Raw genomic sequence first — 22467 nt, forward strand, 5'->3', positions numbered from 1 at the left:
CAGCGCCCGTTATAAATGGTTTCAATCATTCTTGAGGGTTGATTCTTCTTTCTGAACTTTGATTTTTTCTTTCTTCAAATCAATACGGATAATGTTGTACAGGCTCATATAAACATTGGCAATCCATACAATAGAGAAGAAAGAAATAATATAGCCACGCCAATCCGGATAAATTAAAGTAAATTTGGTAATAAAGAGCAGTATTAAGGTTACGTAGTGACTAAAGCAGTATTCGCATGTAAATACATAAAAAAATTTCCTTTTTATCAGTTGATTGCAGTTTTTAGAGCGATTTACACAGAATTCACGCGCTTCTCTGAAAATTTCTTCTTTGGTAACTGTCCACGCGATGCAAGCTACAGGCAAAGCCATAATAAAGAGATAATAAAGGTGTGTTTCCATAGTAATCAAATCGGATTATAATACAACCTTAAACACTTGAAAATGTTTAAATAAGCAATAAACATTTTAATTAGATTTATGTTAATTAAGATATAGTTAATTATTTATTCTATGGAAAGATCAGAAATCATATCTCTACTTGAGGTAATCAATCAACAGGTTAGTTCTTCGGTTTTGGGCGGGATGGAAGAAGCGTATGAAGAATTAGAAAGTATGGGCCTGATTAAAATTAACCGGGATTCGGTGCAATGGTCGTCTGCGATAACACCTGCCGGCATTGTTTATTTGGGACACGATTAGAACAGATTACAATGTTTACCACATATGACGCAGGGTGAGGAGCATTGAGATCACAAAGCTGCCTGTGGCTGTCGATACTGAAAATAATCCTCGATGAATCGTCATTCCCAACTTGATTGGGAATCTTAATGCCATAAGTTTTAAAATTCCCGCTTGCACTAAAAATCAACCGTTATTTGGAACTTGTAGATGGTAGCTAAATCTAATACTCTTAGATGCATAGGTTTAATATTAACCATGTTAGAAATATAAGGTTGCGTGTTATTATATGGTTAAAATGATTTGGAATCTGTTTAATCTTATATTTAATATCAAGATTATTTTAATTTGACTACTACCAGCGCCCCGGTAGCCCTGATGGCAATGGAAATCCCTTTTGGATGATCGTTGAATTGTCTAATTTAATGGTTTTAACCAAAAGGGTTGTAATGTACAGCAGGACTGAACCCTCAATAATGGTTACTGGCATTGCGCTTCAAATAAATAACTTTCTATTTAACGATTAATTGCATTCCTACAAGGATCTTTACGACTAAACTTTGACCAATTTATTGTTGGAATTCTGCTAAATTTGCTGCAAGTTTAGAATTGTGCATAAACAAAATAAGTGGCCATTCTACCTGCAGATATGAACGATTTACAACTTAGAACGGTAAATGTAACCAGATACGTTACGCCTTTGCGCGAAGGTGGCTCGATGCCCGCCATTGCCGAGGCTGATGATAACTTTTTATATGTACTGAAATTTAGAGGAGCAGGACAGGGTCCGCGGGCTTTAATTGCCGAACTAATTGGTGGCGAAATTGCCCGTTATTTAGGTTTGCGTGTACCGGAGTTGGTTTTTGCTAATTTGGATGAAGCTTTTGGGAGAACAGAGCCCGACGAAGAAATTCAGGATTTGTTAAAAGCCAGTATAGGCTTAAATTTGGCATTACATTATTTATCAGGAGCGATAACGTTCGATCCAACAGTAACTACTGTGGATGCTAAACTTGCTTCGCAAATTGTATGGCTTGATTGTTTTTTGACCAATATGGACCGTACCTGCAGAAATACCAATATGTTACTGTGGCATAAAGAACTTTGGTTAATAGACCATGGTGCCGCATTATATTTTCATCATTCCTGGCAAAATTGGGAAGAGCAGGCCATTAAACCTTTCTTTTTGGTAAAAGACCATGTATTGTTGCCATGGGCTTCTGAACTGGAAAGTGTAAATGAAGAATTTAGTAAACTACTCAATCCTGAAAAGATAGCAGCGATAATTAATTTAATTCCTGATAACTGGCTGGAAGGCGAAACGAATTTTGAAAGCAGAGTGGAGCATCGCAATGCCTATAAACATTTCCTTTCTACCAGGTTAGCTCATTCAACTATATTTTTAAAAGAAGCACAGCATGCCAGAGAAATTCTTATTTGAGTACGCTGTAATTCGTGTAATGCCAAGGGTAGAACGTGAAGAATTTATTAATGTGGGTGTTATTTTGTTTTGTGCCAGGCAAAAGTATTTAAAAAGTGTGTTCACGCTTGATGAGCAAAAAATAAAGGCCTTTTCTACTGAAATAGATTTACATGAACTCAAAGAAAACTTATGTGCTTTTGAAAGAATAAGTACGGCCGCAAAAGGATCTGGCCCCATTGGTCAATACGATCAGGCGTCTCGTTTTAGGTGGCTTACGGCAACCAGAAGTACTGTAGTGCAATGCTCAAAAGTGCACCCCGGATTTTGTGACGATGCGGAAGAGACTTTATTGAGGTTGCACCAGGAGCTGGTTTTATAGTGCTAAGTGCTAAGTGCATGGCGCTAAGCGTTTGAACTACCTCTAAAACAAAATATATTCAGTTCCTGAACAATCCAACAATTAATCAGTTTACAATTGGTAGTTATCAATTAACAATCAAGCAATTCAACAATTAACTAATTTCCACAATTAACCCATCTACCTTGCCAAAAGAATATTTCAAAAAACTCCAGGATCTGCTAGATACCGAACGCAACGAAGATTTACAATCGTACCTAAAACTTACTGAAAATACTTCGGCTGCTGATAGGAGAGCCCTGGGTTTAACCTGGTACCCTATTGCAATCAGGAATACAGAAATAGGCCGGGGTGATTATTTAACCATTGAGCTGGAAAGAACTACCCATCAGGATTTTTCCCATCAGTTCCGTTTTGGCGCTGCTGTGGTATTATTTTCTAATCACGATGCCAAAGAAGACCGGGTAGAGGGGATTATCAATCATCAAAGTGGCAACAGGATGAAAATCAGCTTGCGTGTGGATGAACTGCCAGACTGGACCAGAGATGGCAAACTCGGCGTTGATTTACTTTTTGATAATAATAGTTATGATGAAATGCAGAATGCCCTTAAACAGGCTACGCATTTGGCAGAGAATGAATCGGAAAATAAACTGATCCATATTTTAACGAAAGGAGAAAAACCTTCATTTCAGGGAGAAGAGAAATTTATCATTCCCAATACACTAAACGACTCGCAGCAATTAGCCGTGAATAAAATTATTGCAGCCGATCATCTGGCTGTGGTTCATGGTCCGCCAGGCACCGGAAAAACAACAACACTAGTACATGCTATAAAATCGTTGGTTAAACACAGTGATCAAAAAATTCTGGTGGTGGCACCAAGTAATACTGCGGTTGATTTACTTACGGAGAAGTTAGCTGCTGAAGGGTTAAAAGTAATCCGTGTGGGTAACCCGGCAAGGGTTTCGGAAAGATTGCTTGCGGCTACGCTCGATCATCAAATGGCCGATCATCCGGAGATGAAAACCATTAAAGTTTTAAAAAAACAGGCCAGTGAGTATAAAAATATGGCCCACAAATATAAACGTAGTTTTGGCAAAGCAGAACGCGACCAACGCAAGGCCTTGTTTGATGAAGCACACAAAATTGGAAAAGAAGTAGAAAAAACCGAACAGTATATTATGGATAATCTGTTTACCAAAGCACAGATTATTACTGCTACACTGGTAGGGGCTAACCATTATACCGTTCGGAATTTAAAATATAATACGATTGTGATTGATGAGGCGGGACAGGCCTTAGAACCAGCCTGCTGGATACCGATTTTAAAGGCGCAGAAAGTAATCTTGGCCGGGGATCATTTCCAGCTTTCGCCAACCATAAAATCAAATGAGGCAGCCAGAAATGGTTTAGGTACCACTTTATTAGAAAAAGCTGTAAATCTTCATCCAGAATCGGTTGTGTTGTTAAATGAACAATACAGGATGAACAAAGATATTATGGGTTATTCGTCCAGGGTATTTTACAAAAATGCATTAAAAGCCCATCAGTCTGTTGCCGATAATTTATTATTTACCGGTGATGAACCGATCCAGTTTATCGATACGGCAGGTTGTAGTTACGACGAAAAATTAGACGGAACCAGCACAACCAACCCTGATGAAGCTGCGTTTTTGGTTAAACATCTTACGCATCTGGTTGCTGGTTTGATGGATCAAACCTCAACTGAAAGCTTTCCATCTATTGCTATTGTTTCTCCATATAAACAACAGGTTCAGATTTTAAATGCCCTGGTTCAGGAAAATGAAATTTTAATTCCATATCGAAATAAAATTTCGGTAAATACAATAGATAGTTTCCAGGGGCAGGAACGTGATGTGGTTTATATCAGCCTGACCAGAAGTAATAGCGATGGAAGTATAGGGTTTTTATCAGATACGAGGCGAATGAACGTGGCCATGACGAGGGCCAGGAAAAAGCTGGTTGTGATTGGGGATAGCGCTACATTATCGAAATCTAATTTTTATGCAGAATTTATTCACTATGCAGAACAATTGAATGCCTACCACAGTGCCTGGGAGTTTATAGACCTGTAAGTAAGTTAAACCTTTTCCAGTTTCTTTTCTTCTTCAAGCTTGCCCGATATACTTGCCCCTGCAATCAATAGTTCGTGCGTAATGGTTTTGGTGTATTCTGTAATTTCGGATTTAAAATCTTTTACTGATGAACCTGAGCGGATTTCTTCCAGTCTTTTTTCCCATTGTCCGGTAAGTTCAGCCTGTGCGATCTGTTTATCCTTCACTACTTCGTAAACAGCCAAACCTTTATTGGTAGGGACAAGATTTCGCTTTTCCCTTGTAATATATTCTCTGGTAATTAAGGTTTCGATAATGGATGCACGTGTTGCCGGCGTACCTAAACCACTATCTTTCATGGCGTAGCGTAATTCTTCATCTTCAATCTCCTTGCCGCATGTTTCGAGCGCTTTTAATAAGGAAGCTTCGTTGTACATTGGCTTAGGTTTCGTTTGTTTTTCTAAAAGAGATTTTTCTGTGACAGGCAATTGTTCGCCAACAGCAACTTTTGGTAATGCTGCATTGTCTTCATCCTTCTTATCATCTTCAGGGTCGTTAAAAACAGCCCGCCAGCCTGCAGATCGGATTACGGTTCCGTTGGCCACAAAAGTAACTCCTGATTGAATGGTTATTTTGGTTAACTCCTTGATACATTCCTGGTGAAATGCCTCGATCATACGTCCAACAACCATATCGTATACCGCTTGTTTATCCGGACTCAATCCATAAGCCTGTTCGCCTGTCGGTAAAACAGCATGGTGATCGGTTACTTTTTTAGCATTAACACTTCGTTTATTTAAGGCAATGGTTTGCAGAAACTGTGCCTGTTTTCCAAAATCAGCATGATCGGTGAATTTAGCAATCAGATCCGGAACGCCGGCAAAAACATCATCACCAATATAGCGCGATCCGGTACGGGGATAAGAAACCAATTTACTCTCATACAGGTTCTGCAGGATATTAAGTGTTTGATCCGCAGTATATCCTTTTTTCTTATTGGCTTCCTGCTGCAAACTGCTTAAATCGTGCAGTAGCGGAGGGGGCTCTTTTCTTGGTTTAGCTTCTACAGCAGTAATGTTTCCACCTGTTGGAAAGCCAGAGGCCACATCCTCTACAAGCGCAAATAACTTTTCTACCTCTTCCTTTTCCTTATAGTTCGAGGTTGATATCGCCTTGAAAACCTGTTCATCTTTAGCCAGTAAAATGCTGATCTGGTAATAGGTTTGAGGAACGAAATTTTTAATCTCTAAAAAACGGGCACAGATCATGGCTAGAGTAGGTGTTTGTACCCTTCCCAAAGAAAGAACTGTTCTATTGCCTGCAGAAATACTTAGTGCCTGAGTAGCATTCATGCCCACCAGCCAATCCGACTCCGAGCGACAATGGGCTGAATTAAATAAAGTATCGTAATCTGTTCCGGGTTTTAAATTTCTGAATCCATCTTTTATGGCTTCATCTGTTTGTGAAGAGATCCAAAGGCGTTTGAATGGTTTTTTGCATTTCAGGTAATAATAAATGTACCTGAAAATTAATTCACCCTCACGCCCTGCATCCGTTGCCACAATAATTTCGCTGGCCTCATCAAAAAGTTTTTTTATCGTATCTAATTGTTTGCGTACTGCTGGATCTTCTACAAAACCATCTTTCGTTTTAATTTTTCTGACAGCAAGTTTGAATTTTTGTGGAAGCATGGGTAAATGCTGCTTCCTCCAGCCAATAAAACCATAATCCTGAGGAGGAGCTAATTGTAATAAGTGTCCAAATGCCCAGGTAAAAGAATATCCTTTACCTTCAATGTATCCATCTTTTCTGGTGGTTGCTCCAAAAACTTTAGCAAGTTCGCGACCAACAGAAGGCTTTTCTGCAATTACAATCTTCATGAATGGGCTTATCTTTTCAAGCCCAAAGATGATTAAAATATTGGCAACAGATTAAAAAAATTACTCACAATGCCTTTTAACATTCATTTTGGTAAACAATTATCAGATAACTTTGTCCATTATCTGGATCGGCAATTTTTATATTGAATTGATTAACAATCCAGTAATATCTCCATCTAAACGCTGCTATTATTTTAATGAATGGATAAAATTTACGAACTGAAAGGAAACAAAATTAAAGTTGGACTAGAGCCTCAATTAATCCGTGTGTACAGTAATGCTGAACTGTGGGCTTATCTGGCAGGAAAAGCAGATGCAAGACTTGAGCGATTCGAGCTTTTGGTCAATACAATTAAAGCCGACTATGAACAGCATTTTGGTAAAAAACTTGCTATTTCTAATGCTTCGCTGATTGTAGAAATTCTGGTACATGTATACTGCGATTACCTGGGTTTATACTTTAACCGCATTATACAAATAAGATGGATTCAGAATATCGTTAAAAAACTGCTCAAGCGTGCCGAGGTGGTGGATTGCGGCGAAAAAGAGGTAGACAGCAACCGTTGGGTTTGGGATTTGCTTGCAGGCAGCCAATCACTTTTCATTAACATCCTGCCCAAAAACCTAAACGCCAAAAATATTAAGCATTATTAATCCATTTGTGATGCAAAAAACTGTGATTGGTTTAAAGCTACGCTGGATGCAAGGGTTTCGTTTAAAAAGGAAGAATAATATAACTGCTCTGAATTATTGATGAAAAGTACTGTTCGGTCTGAGATAGTATTAATCACATGATCTGCCAGTTTAGCGGGAACAGCGGGGCAACCCTGGCTTCTGCCCAGTCTACCCAATTCATCTATACTTTTCTGGCTTACATAACTTGCGCCATGAACCACAATTGATCTTTCTCTGGCATTGCTGTTAAAACCTTGATCCATTCCATCCAACTTGAGCGAACGACCATGTTTACCATTATAAATTTCGCCGGTTAAATAGAAGCCCAAACTGCTCTGGTTTGAGTTGATGTTATTCGAGAAAGATGAAGGTTTATCGCCACCACTATTTTGTCCGTGCGCTACCCAGGTGTTTAAGATTAGCTTTTTACAGGCTAAATCGATTATGTACAGACGTTTTTTTGTACTTTCCTGATCGAAATCGGCAATTGTTAAAATAGGTTTAGCATGTAATAAACCAGAATATTTCATATTATAAAACCCGGTTAATGCCTTTTCAAAAACCTGTTCATTTAATCCTGCAGAATCTAAATGAATTTCGTGGTATATATTTAAGATGTATTGATTGTACAGACTGTCTGCCGCTATATTTTTAATCGTATCTTGTTGTATCTGGGGTCGATCTATCGCTTTCCAACTTGTTCCGACAATGCTCATACCCGCTAAAAAAATCGTAGCAATGTCCAGGATGTATTTCTTCATTCAGTTTGGTTTGATAATGAGTTATTTATACGGTAGTTCTACTTAAATGTTGCCCATATTTATTTTGTAGGAATAAAAATACAGGTTGTTTTACACTCTCATGACTTAAGCGGTGATTATATAGCCGTTAAGCATGTGAATTTCTCTTTATTCAGAAAATTATGCTAACAAAGCCATTTATTTAGTGTTATCTCTTAAATCCCGGACTATGAAAATTTTATTAACTGGTGCAAATGGCTATATCGGAACAAGATTGCTTCCACTTCTTCTGGAAGAAAAGCATGAAATTATTTGTATGGTCAGGGATAAGCGTCGGTTCATTTCCGAATCTGAATTAAGCGATCAGGTAAAGATTATTACAGGTGATTTGTTAGAAGCTGAAACCTTAAACGAGATTCCTGAAGATATCGATGCCGCTTATTACCTGGTGCATTCCATGTCATCCAGCCAGACCGGATTTTCGGATATGGAAAAGGCCTCATCCGAAAATTTTGCAGAAGCGGTTAAAAAGACAAATTGTAAGCAGATCATCTATTTAACGGGCATAGCCAACGATGAACATTTATCCAAACATTTAGGATCGAGGTTAGCAGTGGAGGAAGAACTTAAATCATCGGGAAAAGCCTGCACCATATTAAGGGCAGCCATTATTATTGGCTCTGGAAGTGCTTCATTTGAAATTATACGTGATTTAACCGAGAAAATCCCTTTTATGATCACCCCAAAATGGGTCGAAACACGCTGTCAGCCAATTGGCATACGCGATGTTTTAGCTTATCTGATCGGTGTACTGCATAATGATAAAGCTTATGATCAAACTTTCGATATCGGTGGACCTGATATATTAACCTATAGAGAAATGCTTCTAGGTTACGCAAAAGAACGGGATTTGAAGAGGTGGATTGTTACCGTACCTGTACTCACGCCACGGTTGTCTTCTTTATGGCTAAACATGATTACACCTGTACCATATTCGCTTGCAAGGAGTTTGGTGGATAGCATGAAAAATGAAGTGATATGTAAGGATAACAGTATTCAGAAAGTGGTACCCCGGGATTGTTTAAGTTATGCAGCATCATTACATCTTGCCTTCGAAAAGATTGACCAGAATTCTATTGTTTCGAGCTGGAAAGATGCTTTGAATCGAGGTTATCTCGATTCGAATTTTATGGACCAGATTAAGGTACCACAAAACGGCACCTTGCAATATAAAGTTAAAATGCCTTTTGAACGCAAAGCGGAAGAAGTTTTTGATAATATCTGGAGCATTGGGGGTAGTAGAGGTTGGTATTTTATGGATTGGCTTTGGCATTTGCGTGGCTTTTTAGATAAAATGTTTGGTGGGGTAGGTACCAGAAGAGGCAGGACCAGCAATACTGACTTACAGGCAGGAGATGTGCTCGATTTCTGGCGTGTACTGCTTGCCGATAAAAAGAGTAAAAGATTGTTATTATATGCCGAAATGAAAGTGCCCGGCGAAGCATGGCTCGAATTGAAGCTGGTGGAGTTTCATGGAAAAGCTTTTTTATCGCAAATCGCTACTTTCAGACCAAAAGGTTTATGGGGCAGAGTATATTGGTATGCCATGTGGCCATTCCATATTATTTTATTTAAGGGAATGGCACGGCAGATTACCACTTACAGGCCCGATAATTAAATATATTTGCCTATTTTTGTCGCAAAAGTAGTAAAATGCCAAACGACGAAAATGATTATTCCTTCTGGACTAAGTACAAGAAATTTGCTTCTACAGAAATCCTAATGTACCTCATTATGATTATTGGAATCGGTTTGGGGATTATTTTTTTAAGCTAAGGGCGCTTTGTTTCCCACAGATTACGCAGAAAAGAAGCGCAGATTTTTACAATTATTAAAAAAGTGGTCTATTTCTTTAAGCTAAGGGCAAGTTTTAAATAATCAGCCGAATTTACATCATTTATAAATTTCGAAAATGCTGAGTACTGTTCCGCCGGGAATGTTCCATCATTTAAAACAAATTTTCGGTGATAGGTTAATTTGTTGCCTTCTATAGATATTTTACACACATATTGCCCAAAATCGCTTTTAAACGTTTTATCCTGTCCTATAATTAATTTGGTGTCTACATTATCAGGCAGGGTGTATACAATCGTATCTTCATCAGTATAACCCCGGTTAATGTAAACGGGTAGCGTTCTGTTCTTTATTTCTGGGATTGATCGTTTTATGTTAAAAGCATTGGGCTGTAAAAACATCTTATTCCCATTTACTGGTGCATAATTTCTGATATTGATTTTTAGATCTTCTATTAATTTAGGGTTAATATCTTTTTTCTGAGCGAAAGAAACTGTTTCAAAATCGATATTATCAATGTTGTAAGTTTCTTTTAATAACTTATGTTGTTCGGTTACAGGTTTACCAATCATTGATTCCTGATTTTCGTACTGGGAGCCGGCATAAACGGTACTCATTTTGCCTGAAATACTTCCATCTGGTTGAACAGTTAACTCGGCTTTACGTGTCTGCAAGTTCTCAGCTGTTGTTAGTTTTGGCGTACGCAATAGTTTTCCGCCATCGGCAGTACAGGCCAGTACCAGTCTATCATCAGTAAAATCGCTTAAAAAACCAAACGGAATTTTTTGGCTGGTACATTCCAGCCAGGTGGTATCGCCTTTTAAAGGCATACAAAGAATAATGTGATTACCCTGCACCATACTGGCGTATTTCGGATCCATACTCTTTTTTTCAGAACCAGCTTCTACCACACAGTAATGCGATTCTATATCGGCTGCACTCAACAGGCTTTGCATGTAGTTTACCAAAGCTTTACAATCGCCATAACCTAGGCGGTCTACCTCGCCGGCCGCAATGGGCTGAAAACCCCCAATACCAATTTGTACGCTGATGTATCTTGTTTTGTCTTGTAAATACTGATAGATTTTACGCGCTTTATCTTTGTCCGTTCTTTCGTTTTTTACCAGATCTTTTACCATTTCAACGGTTGCAGGTGGCAAGGCTTTGCGTTCTGCTAATAAATCTTCATAAATCCATTTACCCAGCTCTTTCCAGTTGGTATAACTGCCTTTATGGTTGTAATAATAAAATGCTTGCGGCGCAATCTGGATATTGGTGGCATAAGTTTCGCGAGCCGGACTATAGGGTTCAGTTCTAACGGCCAGGATATTATTTACTTTCCAAATTGTTTTTTTCTGCTTATCATCAGTTAGTATTTCTGGTGTTGCACTATAATTCTGTGTTTTTATTCTTACCTGATCTGTTGGCTTACAAATAAAGGTATAGGTACTTTTCTCTACAGAAACATCATCTGCTGGTTTTGGACTCCAATCTGGAATAATCAGGTTTTGCTTATTTCTAATTTCATAATTGTAAACCAGGGTGTAAGGATATTGGTTTATTGATGGCAGATAGTGTTTTACGCGGCTATCAACAAATAAAGAGAATCCGTCGGCAGCGCTCATATCAGCAAAATCGTTCTGAGAAAACTTGTTAGTAAGTTTACCAACGCTATTGTAAACTTCTCCCTTTATGCTTTTGATCGAAATGTTTTTATCGTAATAGAGTACCAGCCGGGCTTCATCCTCTCCATTTTGGTTAAATACCGTAATGGCTTTTTTTACATTGAGCATTACATTATCAGGCGAGCGCATATCAATGGTTGTTTCTTCATTTCTGATGCAGGCATTGGCCCGGTTGCGCAGGTTAGCGGGAATTAAATCGACATCATAGTTGTCTTGCGCAAAGCCAACAGCAGAAATTAAAAGCAAGAAAAATACGGTAAATAAGAATCTCATTTAATTTGCCTTTTTTAATAAAAATTCTGTTTTCTGGTTCTGGATGATCTTGCTATAAAATTCCTTTAAGAAAAGATATTCTCCTGGTTGATAAATAGCATTGTTAAACTGTAAAATCTGACTTACGGAAATGGTGTTTTCATCCAAACCCGTCTGTAGTAAATACTTTCCACCAGCATCCGGCAAAGCAATAGCCATATCTTTTGGTTTTTCCAGCAATTGGTATTTTTCCGGTAAAAGTACATTGATGACGATGCGCTCGTCAGACGCTGCGCCTAAATCAACAGGATAGGTGCGTTCGTTTAAATTAAACGGATTTTTTGAAATGGTATTGATAAAAAATGGACTAAAATAAAACTGATCTCTATTGGTACCATCGTTTATGGTAAATTCCACCTCATATTTTTCTATCAAAGAATTTTCTACACTATCCAGGTTCAAAATTTGATGATCCAGTATTTTAATTCTGGTTAAACGTTCATCAAGTTTCTCGACATATTCATCCGGAGAATTGTATCGAAGAATATCTTTACGTTTGCTATATGCCGCGTAACCCATTGTGTAGGTAGTTAAAGTGCCGGTAATTTTCCCATCGGTAGTCATTTTTCCCATAAGAATATAACTGGTAGTTGTTTTCTGGCTGGCCTTTAAATCAATCCAGTAAGATGGTTTTTTCAAATTGATTACCCTTCCCTGGTCGTTAATGCACCGTAGTGGTAACAAACCGAAGGGTAACAGTGGTTCTGTAGCATCCAACAAATAACTTTTATCGGCAATATTCACTTTTGCAACCAGATAATTAAAATCGCTCATAACCGGATAAAGCTTGTTTACCGTTCCATTATCACGGGTAGAGAGTATAACGGCTTCCGCATCCAAACCAGCTGCAGAAAGTGCTGCAATTAAGCTCAGGTTAATATCTGCCACATTGCCAGATCTGTTTTCCAATGCTTTTTTAATATTATCTTCTGCGTATTTTCCGTAATAATTATTCCACTTGATCTGTTTTTTGATATAATTATAAATGGCTTTTGCTTTGTCTAAATCCGTTGAACTTCCTTTTGTGATTTCTGGAATGAGGTCTTTAAAAACATCTTTCCTTTTCATCTGGTCGCCCAGTGTTTTATAGGATGAGAGCTCATAATCAATATCTTTCCACGTTTTGGTATAGGACGTTTTACTACCGTTTAAATTCTGAACATCAGAAAGCTCGAAGTAGATGGCCGATTTGAAGTTACTCGGAGCAGTCATGTTATCTTCCTCAATAAATGCCGGAATATTTTTCATCACGTAGGTGATTTTTGAGCAATCGATAGCAACGCCTGAAAGCCTTAAACATTCTTTGCTCAATTCTGATTTTTGATCAGTCAGTTTTTGAAATCCGCGTAGAGAAACGTTATAGTTGTAAATCCCTGGAATATAAACCAAATACTCACTAATCACCTTTGGAATGTCGCCTTGAAACTCCCATGTTCTGAAATTAAATAAGTTGGGCGATTTTAACCTGTAACTATATTCAATTATTGAGCCTTCTTTGAGGTTCGGAAGGGTAAACTTGGTTAGTCTGGTGTATTTCGACCGATTTTCGGTGAAAATGGCTTTCCTGTCCATAATGGTTTCAACAAAATTATTGTCTACATAATTAAAGGTAGAAGCTTTTAAATCACTAATCGTCTCTTCGCGGGATTCATCTTTATAGGTTGGAATAACAATATTAGCTTCTTTAAAGCCTTCTTTATTGTAGATTTTAATTTTTACATGCTGTTCAAAAATCAACTCTAAACTGCCTGTAATGTCGTCGCGTTGAATTGATGCGGTACCAAATTCTTTTAAAACAACAGCATTCGCATTGCTGTCTAATTTTTTTCTGTCGAATTCGTAATCGTCATAAGTGATTGATCCAAAGTTAAAGTTTTGAGCATGAGTGGTTAGTGATAAAAACAGAAGGAATAGTATGGCTAATATTTTATTCATTTGAGCGTATATAAATTGCCGCAATTTAACGCTGCAAAGTAACATTCTAAAATAATATGACAATTAAATTTATAAATTAATAAAGCTGTTTTACAGAACTAATGAAACCTTTTTAGCATTTTTGGAAAAAAAGAATTTGACATTCCGATTCAAATCTAATGTCGCTAATCTCACATCATAAGAAATGAAATTAAATTTAAAGCGTCCTCTAGCATTTTTTGATTTAGAAGCTACTGGAGTTAATGTTGGAGCTGACAGGATCGTTGAAATAGCGATTTTAAAAGCCATGCCAGATGGTTCCGAACTTATTAAAACCTGGCGGGTAAATCCGGAAATGCCAATTCCTTTGCAAACTTCGTTAATACACGGTATTTATGATGAAGACATTGCTAATGAGCCTACCTTTAAAACTTTAGCAGTAGAAATTGCTGAATTTATCGGAGATAGTGATCTGGCTGGATACAATTCAAACAAATTTGATATCCCAATGCTTTTAGAAGAATTTTTAAGAGCAGAAGTTGATTTTGACATGAACAGCCGTAAATTTGTTGATGTACAGAATATATTCCACCAAATGGAACAGCGTACCTTAAAAGCAGCGTATAAGTTCTATTGTCAGGAAGATTTAATTAATGCGCATGCTGCAGAAGCTGATGTTATTGCCACTTACAAGGTTTTACTTGGGCAGCTGGAAATGTACAAAGAAACTGAGTTTGAGAATAAACAAGGTGTAAAAAGCATTCCAGTTGTAAATGACGTAGATGCACTGCATATCTTCACTAATATTAACAAACCAGTAGATTTTGCTGGTCGTTTGGTTTACAATGATAGCGATGAGGTATGTTTTAACTTTGGTAAACACAAAGGTAAAACTACTGCTCAGGTATTTTCGGTAGAACCTAGCTATTATGCCTGGATGAAAAATGGCGATTTTCCATTGTACACAAAGAAGAAATTAGACGAGGAGTGGGCAAAGTTCAATGCGAAGAAAAATGAGAACAAGGCAGCACGACCTCAAAATAACACGCCTGCAAATAAGCCTCAGTATCAGCAGAAACCTCAGCCGAAGCCAGAAAAACCTGCTCAGCCGATTAATACGGATATGTTGGAACAATTGAAGATGAAATTTGGTAAGTAGTAGACCGGATAATTGTTAAACGCTATGCGCATTGCGCTAAGCCCTAAGCTAAAAAAATGAAATCTATAAAAATATTTAGCCTTTTACTGTGTGCAGCTTTTTACGCTAGTGCGCAAACTACTTTACCGATAGCACCCGTATTTCAGAAAACTTATCAAAAGGAAACCAGAAATGCGAATGGGAAACCCGGTAAGCATTATTGGCAAAATACTTCTAAATACAATTTGAATGTAGATTTTAATCCTGGCAGCAGGTTATTAAAGGGTAAGGTTCAGGTAACTTATACCAATAACAGTCCTGATACTTTGAAGGAAATCTGGTTTAAACTATATCCAAATCTATATAAAAAGGGTACACCAAGAAAATCAAAATTGGCAGAATCTGATCTTGGTGATGGAGTGACTATAGAAAAAATGGCAGCAAACGGCAAATCAATAGCCGATTTTAAAATTGATGGAACAAATATGACCGTTAATGTCCCTGCTGTTGTACCAGGCAAAACCATTAGCTTTTCTATTGATTATAGTTATACTTTAAATAAAGGATCGCATACGCGTACCGGACAGGTTGATGAAGGTTCGCATTTTGTGGCTTACTTTTTTCCGCGTATCGCAGTTTATGACGATGTAGATGGCTGGAACAAATTTCCATATACAGGTGCTGAAGAATTTTACAACGACTTTGATCAGTTTAATGCTTCAATTACGGTGCCAGGAGGTTATGGTGTATGGGCCACAGGAGACCTGAAAAATCCTTCGGAAGTTTTCCAGAAAGATATTGTTTCGAGAATGTTATCTGCCGAAAAGAACGATGCTATAATTGATGTGATTACTGATAAAGATTTAGCCGATAAAAAAGTAACGCAGCCTAATGCTTATAATACTTTTAAATTTGAAGCCAGGCATGTAACCGATTTTGTATTTGCTTTGAGTGATCATTACTTATGGAAATCGAGCAGTTTAGTGGTTGATCCTAAAACGAAAAGAAGAACCCGTGTAGATGCTGTTTTTAACCATAAACATAAAGATTATTATGAAGTGATCGATTTTGCCCGTAAAACGGTAGAAGCGATGAGTTATACTTTTCCAAAATGGCCTTTCCCTTATAGCCATGAAACAATATTTGATGGTTTAGACCAGATGGAATACCCAATGATGGTAAATGATAATCCGGTTGATAATCGTACGGATGCCATTACCCTAACTGATCATGAAATTTTTCATACCATGTTCCCGTTTTATATGGGTATAAATGAAACCAAGTATGGTTGGATGGATGAAGGTTGGGCAACTATCGGTGAGTGGCTAATATCACCAATGATTGATTCTAGCATTGTAGATGAATATGGTGTGCAGCCTACTGCTTCATCTTCTGGCGGGAAAGACGATACACCAATTATGACTTTGACGCCTGATTTAAAAGGATCAGGCTCTTTTACCAACTCCTATCCTAAACCTGGTTTAGGATATTTGTACGTTAAAGATTATCTGGGAGATGAATTGTTTACTAAGGCTTTGCATACTTATATCCAAAACTGGAATGGCAAACACCCAATGCCCTACGATTTCTTTAACAGTATAAACGAGGGCAGTGGTAAAAATTTGAACTGGTTTTGGAAAGCCTGGTTTTTTGAAGATGGTGTGACCGATATGGCCATTAAAGCCGTAGATAAAACTTCAGGTGGATATACAGTAAGTATTGAAAATAAAAGTGTTAAGCCTTTGCCTATTGATTTAACGCTAACCTTTGAAGACGGTACCAAAGAAAAAAATCACAGTACTATTGGCGTATGGGAAAAAGGTGATCGACTGGTAAAAATTGAAGTGAAGACTACTAAAAAATTATCTAAAGTTGTGATGGGGAACCCACACACGCCTGATAAGATTAAAAGTGATAACAGCTTTTCGGTGAATTAAAGCGGGGGACGGTGAATTGATATTTAATGAGCTTGTTTAATGCGCATATTCGAAACCTTTAAGCCAGAAAGTGAACTAATAAGGAAATATGTAAGTTATTATTACCTGCACATCACCGATAATCAAAATGAAGAAAACGAGTATATTTGCTACCCTCATTATAACAATACCATCTCGTTATATAGCAGTCATCGTTTTAAATACGAACCAGACCATGCCATTTTGGAATTTGATATTGAGTCGAAACCCGTTCAGATTTATACCCCGATCAGAGAACGGCCATTAAAGGTTACGCAAATTGGATTTGTTTGTAAAATAGCTATTGTTTTTAACCCCTTTGGAATTAATCAATTTTTAAATGGTTCATCATTATTGACATTCGATGCAAATTTTTCGTTTTTTGAGGAGGAAGAAATTAAGCAGTTATTCGGAACAAGTAATATTGAAAAACTTGTTACTTTCGTTGATCATCTGCTTATTAAGCGATATGCTAAAGTTGAGAACTTATACATTGAAAAAGCATTAGACTTATTTCGCGATAACGTTGATGATATTTCAATTGACTCGATTGCTGAAAATAAACTTGGCATCAGCAGAAAACATTTAAACCGGCTATTTCATAAATATCTTAATATCAGTCCACAGAAATACAGGTCGATTGTGCGTTTTAGAGAATTAATGTCGAATAAGTTAAGTAATAACAGAGATCAGAATCTATCTGATCTTTCTCATCAGGCAAACTATACCGATCAATCTCATTTTATTAAAGCCTGCAAATTACTCACAGGTGTTGCTCCAGCCAAGTTTTTTAATGATGGAAAGATTATCGGTAAAGAGGATACCTTCTGGAAGTTTAGCAGTTAGCCAAATGTCCCAATTTTACAATTATGGCATCCAATTCTCTCTTAAATTTGAGGATCTAAATCAATAGCCATGAAGAAAATTCTGATCCTGTTTTTATTTTTAAGTATTGTTTTAAAATTAAATGCCCAAACCTATACCAGGTTAACCGATAGTGCATTAAATGTGATGTGGGATGCAAAGGATACTGTCTATTACAGGAAATCTCTAAACTTATACAAAAAGGCATTTATACAATTTCCAAAAGAGGTAAGCGACCAGTCTCTATATAAAGCATCTGTTTTAGCTTCAGAACTTAAAGATAATAACGGTGCATTCGAATATATAAATCATTTCCTGGCGCTAAATAATGATGAAAGAACTACATGGGATTATTTAACGTTTGAATATCCTCAAAATGAATATAAAAATCTTTTTAAAGATAGCAGATGGCCGGTCGTATTGGCGAAAGCTCAAAAGATGAAGTCAGTTTTTTTTAAAAAGTTGCACGATCGGCAGGATGAATTCCAGGCTGGCCCCTTAAAACAGGACACTTATTTTAAAGCTAAGGATGGCAAACAAGCATATCAGGAGATTAAATCCTTCAATGCCTATCAGGCAAAAAAGTACATTGGTTATTCCGTCGAATTTAAAGTGACAGATAGTTTAATTACCTCGTATTATGTTAGTTTACCATCACACTATAATCCGAAAAAAAGCTATCCTGTACTATTTTTTCTTCATGGAGCGGTAAGTGGTAATGGCCTTTCGAGTTTTCAAAATGCATCCTGGGTTATGGATGGCTGGAACAGATATTATACCAAATATGCTGCTGTAAATGAGGTAATAATGGTTTATCCAAAAGGTTCAAAGAAATTTAACTGGATGAAACCTGATGATGGTTTCTTTATGGTACCAGCAATGCTAAAGGAAATTAAAAAATCCATCAATGTAGATGATGATAAAGTTTTCATCACCGGGCATTCAAACGGAGCAACAGGTTCTTTTTCTTATTTAATGAAGCAACAAAGTCCGTTTGCCGGCTTTTATGGATTTAATACGCAGCCAAAGGTTAGAACCGGAGGCACATTTGTGCGCAATATTTTAAACAGATCGTTTTTTAATGTGTCTACGGATGAAGATTACTACTTCCCACCAGACGCAAATGATTCTTTAAATATAATAATGAAAAAAATGGGGGCAGATTATCAGGATCACCGATATAAAGGGTGGCCTCACTGGTTTCCGCAATTTGATGAATCTGAGCCTGCTTACCAGTTATTATTTAAGGATTTAAAAAGCAGAACCAGAAATCCATTTCAAAAATCCATTTATTGGGAATGCGATGATGTGAAATATGGTAAAACAGACTGGATCCAGATTACAGCATTGGATACGGTCAATAAACCAGCAGATTGGCACAAAATAATAAATTTCGATATATTTAAAGTAGTTGACTATGATCAATCAAAAGATACAGTTATTACAACCGATACATTATTTAAAGCATTTAACTTTCCAAGAAAATCGGGGGCAGTTAAGGCTACATTTAGCAATAACGAATTTCATATAGAAACTTCACAGGTTAAATCGCTGACCATCTTTCTATCACCAGAAATGATTGATGTAAGTAAACCGGTATCTGTTTTTATAAATGGAGTTAAACGCACTGAAAAAATGGCTGTTTATGATAAAAAAATTATACTAGATAATTTTAATAAAACTTACGATCGCAAGGCAGTTTGGATTGATCAGATAGAACTTTTAATATCAAACTAATTTTCAGGTTTCAGAAAATCGATATTCCTTTTCAGTCCGGTAAATTTGGTGCGCTTAACTGCCGATCCTTTAAAAACCTTTTTAAAAACATCATCTGTAATTTCAGTGAGGTCTTTTGCGTTCAAATCCAGTAATCCATTCCCGGGCTTAAAGGCCTCTTCATTGTGCGCTTTTGAGAAACGGTTCCATGGGCAAACATCCTGACAGATATCGCAGCCAAACATCCAGTTGCTCATTTTGTCTTTAAACTCATTTGGGATTTCATTTTTGAGCTCAATGGTGAGGTAGGAGATGCATTTCGTTCCATCCACAACCTGTGGTGCAATAATGGCATCAGTAGGGCAGGCATCTAAACAGCGGGTGCAGCTTCCACAGTAATCTGCCTGATAAGGATGATCGTAACCCAATTCCAGGTCAACAATCAATTCAGCAAGGAAGAAAAAAGAACCATCGGTTTTACTAATCAGGTTAGAATTTTTACCAATCCAGCCAATTCCTGATTTTTTTGCCCAGGCGCGGTCTAAAACCGGAGCAGAATCTACAAATGCCCTTCCGGAAACTTCTCCAATATTTTCTTCTATAAAATGAGTCAGTTCTTTTAATTTCTCTTTAATTACGGTATGGTAATCTTGTCCGTACGCATACTTGGAAATTTTTGGTGCGTTGGGGTCTGACTGTTTTTCTTCAGTATAATAGTTTAGCGATAAGGAAATTACCGATTTAGCGCCATCAACCAGTAATCTGGGATCAAGGCGTTTATCAAAATAATTTTCCATGTATTTCATTTCGCCATGACGGTTTTGGTTGAGCCAATTTTCCAATCTTGGCGCTTCCTCTTCAAGGAATTCAGCTTTAGCAATGCCACAGGCCATGAAACCTAAACGCATGGCTTCATCTTTGATCAGCTGGCTATATTTTGCATAATTGTTGTACACCGATCTGCAAAGATAAGGCTTAGGATTTAAAACATTTTCATTAATCACTTGTTCTAGAAACAGAAACTAAATTAATTAATTATGGTTCCTCCTGATTGTTGTAACACTACGCAGGGAGAGCTTTTAAAGCATTAGCTATGGAAAATATAGATCCACAACATACGGAATCAGGAGAAGCTCCTAAACCGATTGAAAAAGATTACGAAAATCATAAAGAAGATCCGGGACCGGCAAAACCAGCCGTTACAGAGAAAGATGAAAATGGAGGAGGACAAGCCTTGAAGTGGGTATTACCTCTAGCGGTAATTATCGGTTTGATTATCTGGTTTGTGATGAGAAAATAATTAGCTTTAGATCAAAAATGAAATGCCGGTACATTAATTTGACCGGCATTTTTATAGTACTTATTTTAAAAGTTTAACCTGGTAAAGGTCTTTCCGCCTGTCTTTTAATACTTTTACCGTTCCATAATGATGTAGTTCGTCTAATAAATGTAAGTCAACATCTACTACCAGTACCATTTCGGTATTGGGTGTTGCCTCTGCTTTGATGGCATTGGTTGGAAAAGCAAAATCGGACGGGGTAAAGACTGCTGATTGGGCAAACTGAATATCCATATTATTTACCTTAGGTAGATTGCCCACGCACCCTGCAATGGCCACGTAACATTCATTTTCTATTGCTCTTGCCTGCGCGCAATGGCGTACGCGTGTATAACCGTTCTGTGTATCGGTTAAAAATGGTACAAATAAAATTTGCATACCCTGCTCGGCGTAAATACGGCTTAATTCAGGGAATTCTACATCATAACAAATCAAGATGCCCACTTTACCGCAATCAGTATCGAAAACCTGCACTTTATCTCCACCAATCATGCCGTAATATTTTTGCTCATTTGGTGTGATGTGAATTTTTCTATACTCATCTATTTTACCCGTACGGTGACAAAGGTAAGTAGCATTGTAAAGTTTACCATCCTCAATAAGTGGCATACTGCCGGTAATAATGTTTGTATTGTAGCTTAATGAATATTCATGCATTTTTTGTACAATCTCTTCCGTTTTTTCAGCAAGCTTTCGCATAGCCTCAATTTCTGGTAAGTGATTGTACGGTTGCAACAGTGGCGTATTAAATAACTCAGGGAACATCACGAAATCTGATTTGTAACCGCTCAAAGCATCAACAAAAAATTCTACCTGTTCATAAAAAGCTTCCATATTTGGGAACAAACGCATTTCCCACTGCACTAAACCTAAACGGATAGTCATTGCCGAACGGGCAGAGGCATCAATACCCTGGTAATAAATATTATTCCACTCAATTAAGGTCGCATATTCTTTCGATTCTTTATCGCCTGGCAAATAATTCTTTAATACTTTTCTGACGTGAAAATCATTCGAAATCTGAAAAGTTAGCGTTGGGTCGTAAATTTCTTTTGCCTTTACCTTATCTATATATTGTCTTGGGCTTAACTTCTCCGAATATTGATGGTAACCAGGAATTCTTCCGCCGGCAATAATGCTTTTGAGGTTAAGGCTTTCACAGAGTTCTTTCCGGGCTTCATATAGTCTCCTTCCTAACCGTAAACCCCGATATTCCGGGTGCACAAAAATTTCGATACCATACAGGGTGTCGCCATTTGGATCGTGTGTTGTAAAAGAATAATCACCAGTAATCAACTTGTAGGTATGCCGATCTCCATATTCGTCGTACTCTACAATAATGGCAAGGGAACAGGCTACAACCTTATCATCAACTGCGATACAGAGCTGCCCCTCGGGAAAAATATTTATAAGTTTTGCAATACTTGATTTTGGCCAGATGGAACCGCCCATACTGTCGTAGGCCTGGAGCATAGATTCTTTAAGATCTGCGTAATCTTCGAGCGTTAGTTTACGTAATTCAATATTCATAATGTTTGATTTCTATTTTATGAACACCAAAAGGGCTTAAATGTTCAGATGGATTATATATTTCTTTGAAGATCCTGAAACAAGTTCAGGAGGACGAGCCACGAGATTTATCAAAATCCTCCTGCGATGCGTCACCCTGACCTGTAGTGAAACGGAAAGCTACGAAGTAAACTGAGCTTTAAGCGAGTTCACCGAAGGTAATTTATTTCAGGGTCTTTAAATCTTATTGTTCAATCTCAGTGGAGAGATCTTTAAACACTACGATACTAGATTTCTCCATTCCGTTGCACTTCAGTCGAAATGACGATTTAGCAAGAAAAAATCT

18 protein-coding genes are annotated in these 22467 nt (G+C 37.5%); 11 read left to right on the plus strand and 7 right to left on the minus strand.

Translation table 11 applies throughout. The features are described from left to right. Window positions 1–21 precede the first annotated feature (21 nt). Window positions 22–402 carry a hypothetical protein gene (locus FFJ24_RS07205; RefSeq protein WP_138823906.1) on the minus strand — a complete coding sequence of 127 codons (381 nt, stop codon included), beginning with the start codon at window positions 400–402 and terminating at the stop codon, window positions 22–24. 111 nt (window positions 403–513) lie between these two features. On the opposite strand from FFJ24_RS07205, the gene FFJ24_RS07210 reads away from it, so the two are divergent. From FFJ24_RS07210 to FFJ24_RS07225, 4 genes are all read left to right on the plus strand, one after another. Further along, entirely contained in the window at window positions 514–702 is a 189-nt protein-coding gene (locus FFJ24_RS07210) for a hypothetical protein (protein ID WP_138823907.1), read from the plus strand. A gap of 628 nt (window positions 703–1330) precedes the next feature. Further along, on the plus strand, window positions 1331–2122 hold the full coding sequence (locus FFJ24_RS07215; RefSeq protein WP_138823909.1) for a HipA family kinase: 792 nt from the start codon (window positions 1331–1333) through the stop codon (window positions 2120–2122). Continuing rightward, on the plus strand, window positions 2100–2483 hold the full coding sequence (locus tag FFJ24_RS07220; RefSeq protein ID WP_138823911.1) for a DUF3037 domain-containing protein: 384 nt from the start codon (window positions 2100–2102) through the stop codon (window positions 2481–2483). The genes FFJ24_RS07215 and FFJ24_RS07220 overlap by 23 nt, the downstream gene beginning before the upstream one ends. A 164-nt stretch (window positions 2484–2647) precedes the next feature. After that, window positions 2648–4561 carry an AAA domain-containing protein gene (locus FFJ24_RS07225; protein ID WP_138823913.1) on the plus strand — a complete coding sequence of 638 codons (1914 nt, stop codon included), beginning with the start codon at window positions 2648–2650 and terminating at the stop codon, window positions 4559–4561. 5 nt (window positions 4562–4566) lie between these two features. Here the strand turns inward: FFJ24_RS07225 and FFJ24_RS07230 are convergent, their stop codons facing one another. After that, window positions 4567–6420, minus strand: a complete 1854-nt coding sequence (locus tag FFJ24_RS07230) for a DNA topoisomerase 3 (protein ID WP_138823916.1) — start codon at window positions 6418–6420, stop codon at window positions 4567–4569. 201 nt (window positions 6421–6621) lie between these two features. Here FFJ24_RS07230 and FFJ24_RS07235 point away from each other — a divergent pair, with 201 nt between their 5' ends. After that, window positions 6622–7074 (plus strand): hypothetical protein, encoded by a 453-nt coding sequence (locus tag FFJ24_RS07235; protein WP_138823918.1) that lies wholly within the window; start codon window positions 6622–6624, stop codon window positions 7072–7074. Here the strand turns inward: FFJ24_RS07235 and FFJ24_RS07240 are convergent. Continuing rightward, on the minus strand, window positions 7071–7856 hold the full coding sequence (locus tag FFJ24_RS07240; protein WP_138823920.1) for a murein L,D-transpeptidase catalytic domain family protein: 786 nt from the start codon (window positions 7854–7856) through the stop codon (window positions 7071–7073). The genes FFJ24_RS07235 and FFJ24_RS07240 overlap by 4 nt on opposite strands. Before the next feature lie 208 nt (window positions 7857–8064). On the opposite strand from FFJ24_RS07240, the gene FFJ24_RS07245 reads away from it, so the two are divergent. Beyond that, window positions 8065–9513 (plus strand): SDR family oxidoreductase, encoded by a 1449-nt coding sequence (locus FFJ24_RS07245; protein WP_138823922.1) that lies wholly within the window; start codon window positions 8065–8067, stop codon window positions 9511–9513. Window positions 9514–9739: 226 nt separating this feature from the next. Here FFJ24_RS07245 and FFJ24_RS07250 read toward each other — a convergent pair whose 3' ends face one another. After that, window positions 9740–11647: a DUF3857 domain-containing protein gene (locus FFJ24_RS07250; RefSeq protein WP_138823924.1), complete on the minus strand. Its 1908-nt coding sequence runs from the start codon at window positions 11645–11647 to the stop codon at window positions 9740–9742. Then, window positions 11648–13621 (minus strand): DUF3857 domain-containing protein, encoded by a 1974-nt coding sequence (locus FFJ24_RS07255; protein WP_138823926.1) that lies wholly within the window; start codon window positions 13619–13621, stop codon window positions 11648–11650. Window positions 13622–13805: 184 nt separating this feature from the next. Between FFJ24_RS07255 and FFJ24_RS07260 the strand changes: the two genes are divergently transcribed. The 4 genes from FFJ24_RS07260 (at window position 13806) to FFJ24_RS07275 (ending at window position 19294) form a co-directional block, all read left to right on the plus strand. Continuing rightward, window positions 13806–14759, plus strand: a complete 954-nt coding sequence (locus FFJ24_RS07260; RefSeq protein WP_138823928.1) for an exonuclease domain-containing protein — start codon at window positions 13806–13808, stop codon at window positions 14757–14759. A 56-nt stretch (window positions 14760–14815) separates the two neighbouring features. After that, on the plus strand, window positions 14816–16675 hold the full coding sequence (locus FFJ24_RS07265; RefSeq protein WP_138823930.1) for a M1 family metallopeptidase: 1860 nt from the start codon (window positions 14816–14818) through the stop codon (window positions 16673–16675). Between the two features lie 39 nt (window positions 16676–16714). Beyond that, the gene (locus FFJ24_RS07270) at window positions 16715–17539 is read left to right on the plus strand and encodes an AraC family transcriptional regulator (protein ID WP_138823932.1); all 825 of its coding nucleotides are present in this window, start codon (window positions 16715–16717) and stop codon (window positions 17537–17539) included. A gap of 69 nt (window positions 17540–17608) precedes the next feature. Further along, window positions 17609–19294, plus strand: coding sequence for an alpha/beta hydrolase-fold protein (locus tag FFJ24_RS07275; protein WP_138823934.1), 1686 nt, complete (start codon window positions 17609–17611; stop codon window positions 19292–19294). Here FFJ24_RS07275 and queG read toward each other — a convergent pair. Further along, window positions 19291–20229, minus strand: coding sequence for a tRNA epoxyqueuosine(34) reductase QueG (gene queG, locus FFJ24_RS07280; protein WP_138824047.1), 939 nt, complete (start codon window positions 20227–20229; stop codon window positions 19291–19293). The two genes, FFJ24_RS07275 and queG, sit on opposite strands and share 4 nt — an antisense overlap. Before the next feature lie 137 nt (window positions 20230–20366). Between queG and FFJ24_RS07285 the strand changes: the two genes are divergently transcribed. After that, window positions 20367–20573 (plus strand): hypothetical protein, encoded by a 207-nt coding sequence (locus FFJ24_RS07285; protein ID WP_138823936.1) that lies wholly within the window; start codon window positions 20367–20369, stop codon window positions 20571–20573. A 60-nt stretch (window positions 20574–20633) separates the two neighbouring features. On the opposite strand, the gene FFJ24_RS07290 is transcribed toward FFJ24_RS07285, so the two are convergent. Next, a complete protein-coding gene (locus FFJ24_RS07290) occupies window positions 20634–22142 on the minus strand; it encodes a bifunctional GNAT family N-acetyltransferase/carbon-nitrogen hydrolase family protein (protein ID WP_138823938.1) in 1509 nt (502 codons plus the stop codon). Window positions 22143–22467: the final 325 nt, after the last annotated feature.

Origin of the sequence: Pedobacter sp. KBS0701 (assembly GCF_005938645.2) — a bacterium.
Classification (GTDB): Bacteria; Bacteroidota; Bacteroidia; order Sphingobacteriales; family Sphingobacteriaceae; genus Pedobacter.

Excerpts from the sequence above, each read along its gene's own strand:
- FFJ24_RS07255 (WP_138823926.1), bottom strand. The coding sequence starts at position 13,621 with ATGAATAAAATATTAGCCATACTATTCCTTCTGTTTTTATCACTAACC.
- FFJ24_RS07270 (WP_138823932.1), top strand. The coding sequence starts at position 16,715 with ATGCGCATATTCGAAACCTTTAAGCCAGAAAGTGAACTAATAAGGAAA.
- FFJ24_RS07240 (WP_138823920.1), bottom strand. The coding sequence starts at position 7,856 with ATGAAGAAATACATCCTGGACATTGCTACGATTTTTTTAGCGGGTATG.
- FFJ24_RS07290 (WP_138823938.1), bottom strand. The coding sequence starts at position 22,142 with ATGAATATTGAATTACGTAAACTAACGCTCGAAGATTACGCAGATCTT.
- FFJ24_RS07265 (WP_138823930.1), top strand. The coding sequence starts at position 14,816 with ATGAAATCTATAAAAATATTTAGCCTTTTACTGTGTGCAGCTTTTTAC.
- FFJ24_RS07260 (WP_138823928.1), top strand. The coding sequence starts at position 13,806 with ATGAAATTAAATTTAAAGCGTCCTCTAGCATTTTTTGATTTAGAAGCT.
- FFJ24_RS07210 (WP_138823907.1), top strand. The coding sequence starts at position 514 with ATGGAAAGATCAGAAATCATATCTCTACTTGAGGTAATCAATCAACAG.
- FFJ24_RS07285 (WP_138823936.1), top strand. The coding sequence starts at position 20,367 with ATGGAAAATATAGATCCACAACATACGGAATCAGGAGAAGCTCCTAAA.
- FFJ24_RS07230 (WP_138823916.1), bottom strand. The coding sequence starts at position 6,420 with ATGAAGATTGTAATTGCAGAAAAGCCTTCTGTTGGTCGCGAACTTGCT.
- FFJ24_RS07220 (WP_138823911.1), top strand. The coding sequence starts at position 2,100 with ATGCCAGAGAAATTCTTATTTGAGTACGCTGTAATTCGTGTAATGCCA.
- FFJ24_RS07275 (WP_138823934.1), top strand. The coding sequence starts at position 17,609 with ATGAAGAAAATTCTGATCCTGTTTTTATTTTTAAGTATTGTTTTAAAA.
- FFJ24_RS07215 (WP_138823909.1), top strand. The coding sequence starts at position 1,331 with ATGAACGATTTACAACTTAGAACGGTAAATGTAACCAGATACGTTACG.
- FFJ24_RS07235 (WP_138823918.1), top strand. The coding sequence starts at position 6,622 with ATGGATAAAATTTACGAACTGAAAGGAAACAAAATTAAAGTTGGACTA.
- FFJ24_RS07245 (WP_138823922.1), top strand. The coding sequence starts at position 8,065 with ATGAAAATTTTATTAACTGGTGCAAATGGCTATATCGGAACAAGATTG.
- FFJ24_RS07250 (WP_138823924.1), bottom strand. The coding sequence starts at position 11,647 with ATGAGATTCTTATTTACCGTATTTTTCTTGCTTTTAATTTCTGCTGTT.
- FFJ24_RS07205 (WP_138823906.1), bottom strand. The coding sequence starts at position 402 with ATGGAAACACACCTTTATTATCTCTTTATTATGGCTTTGCCTGTAGCT.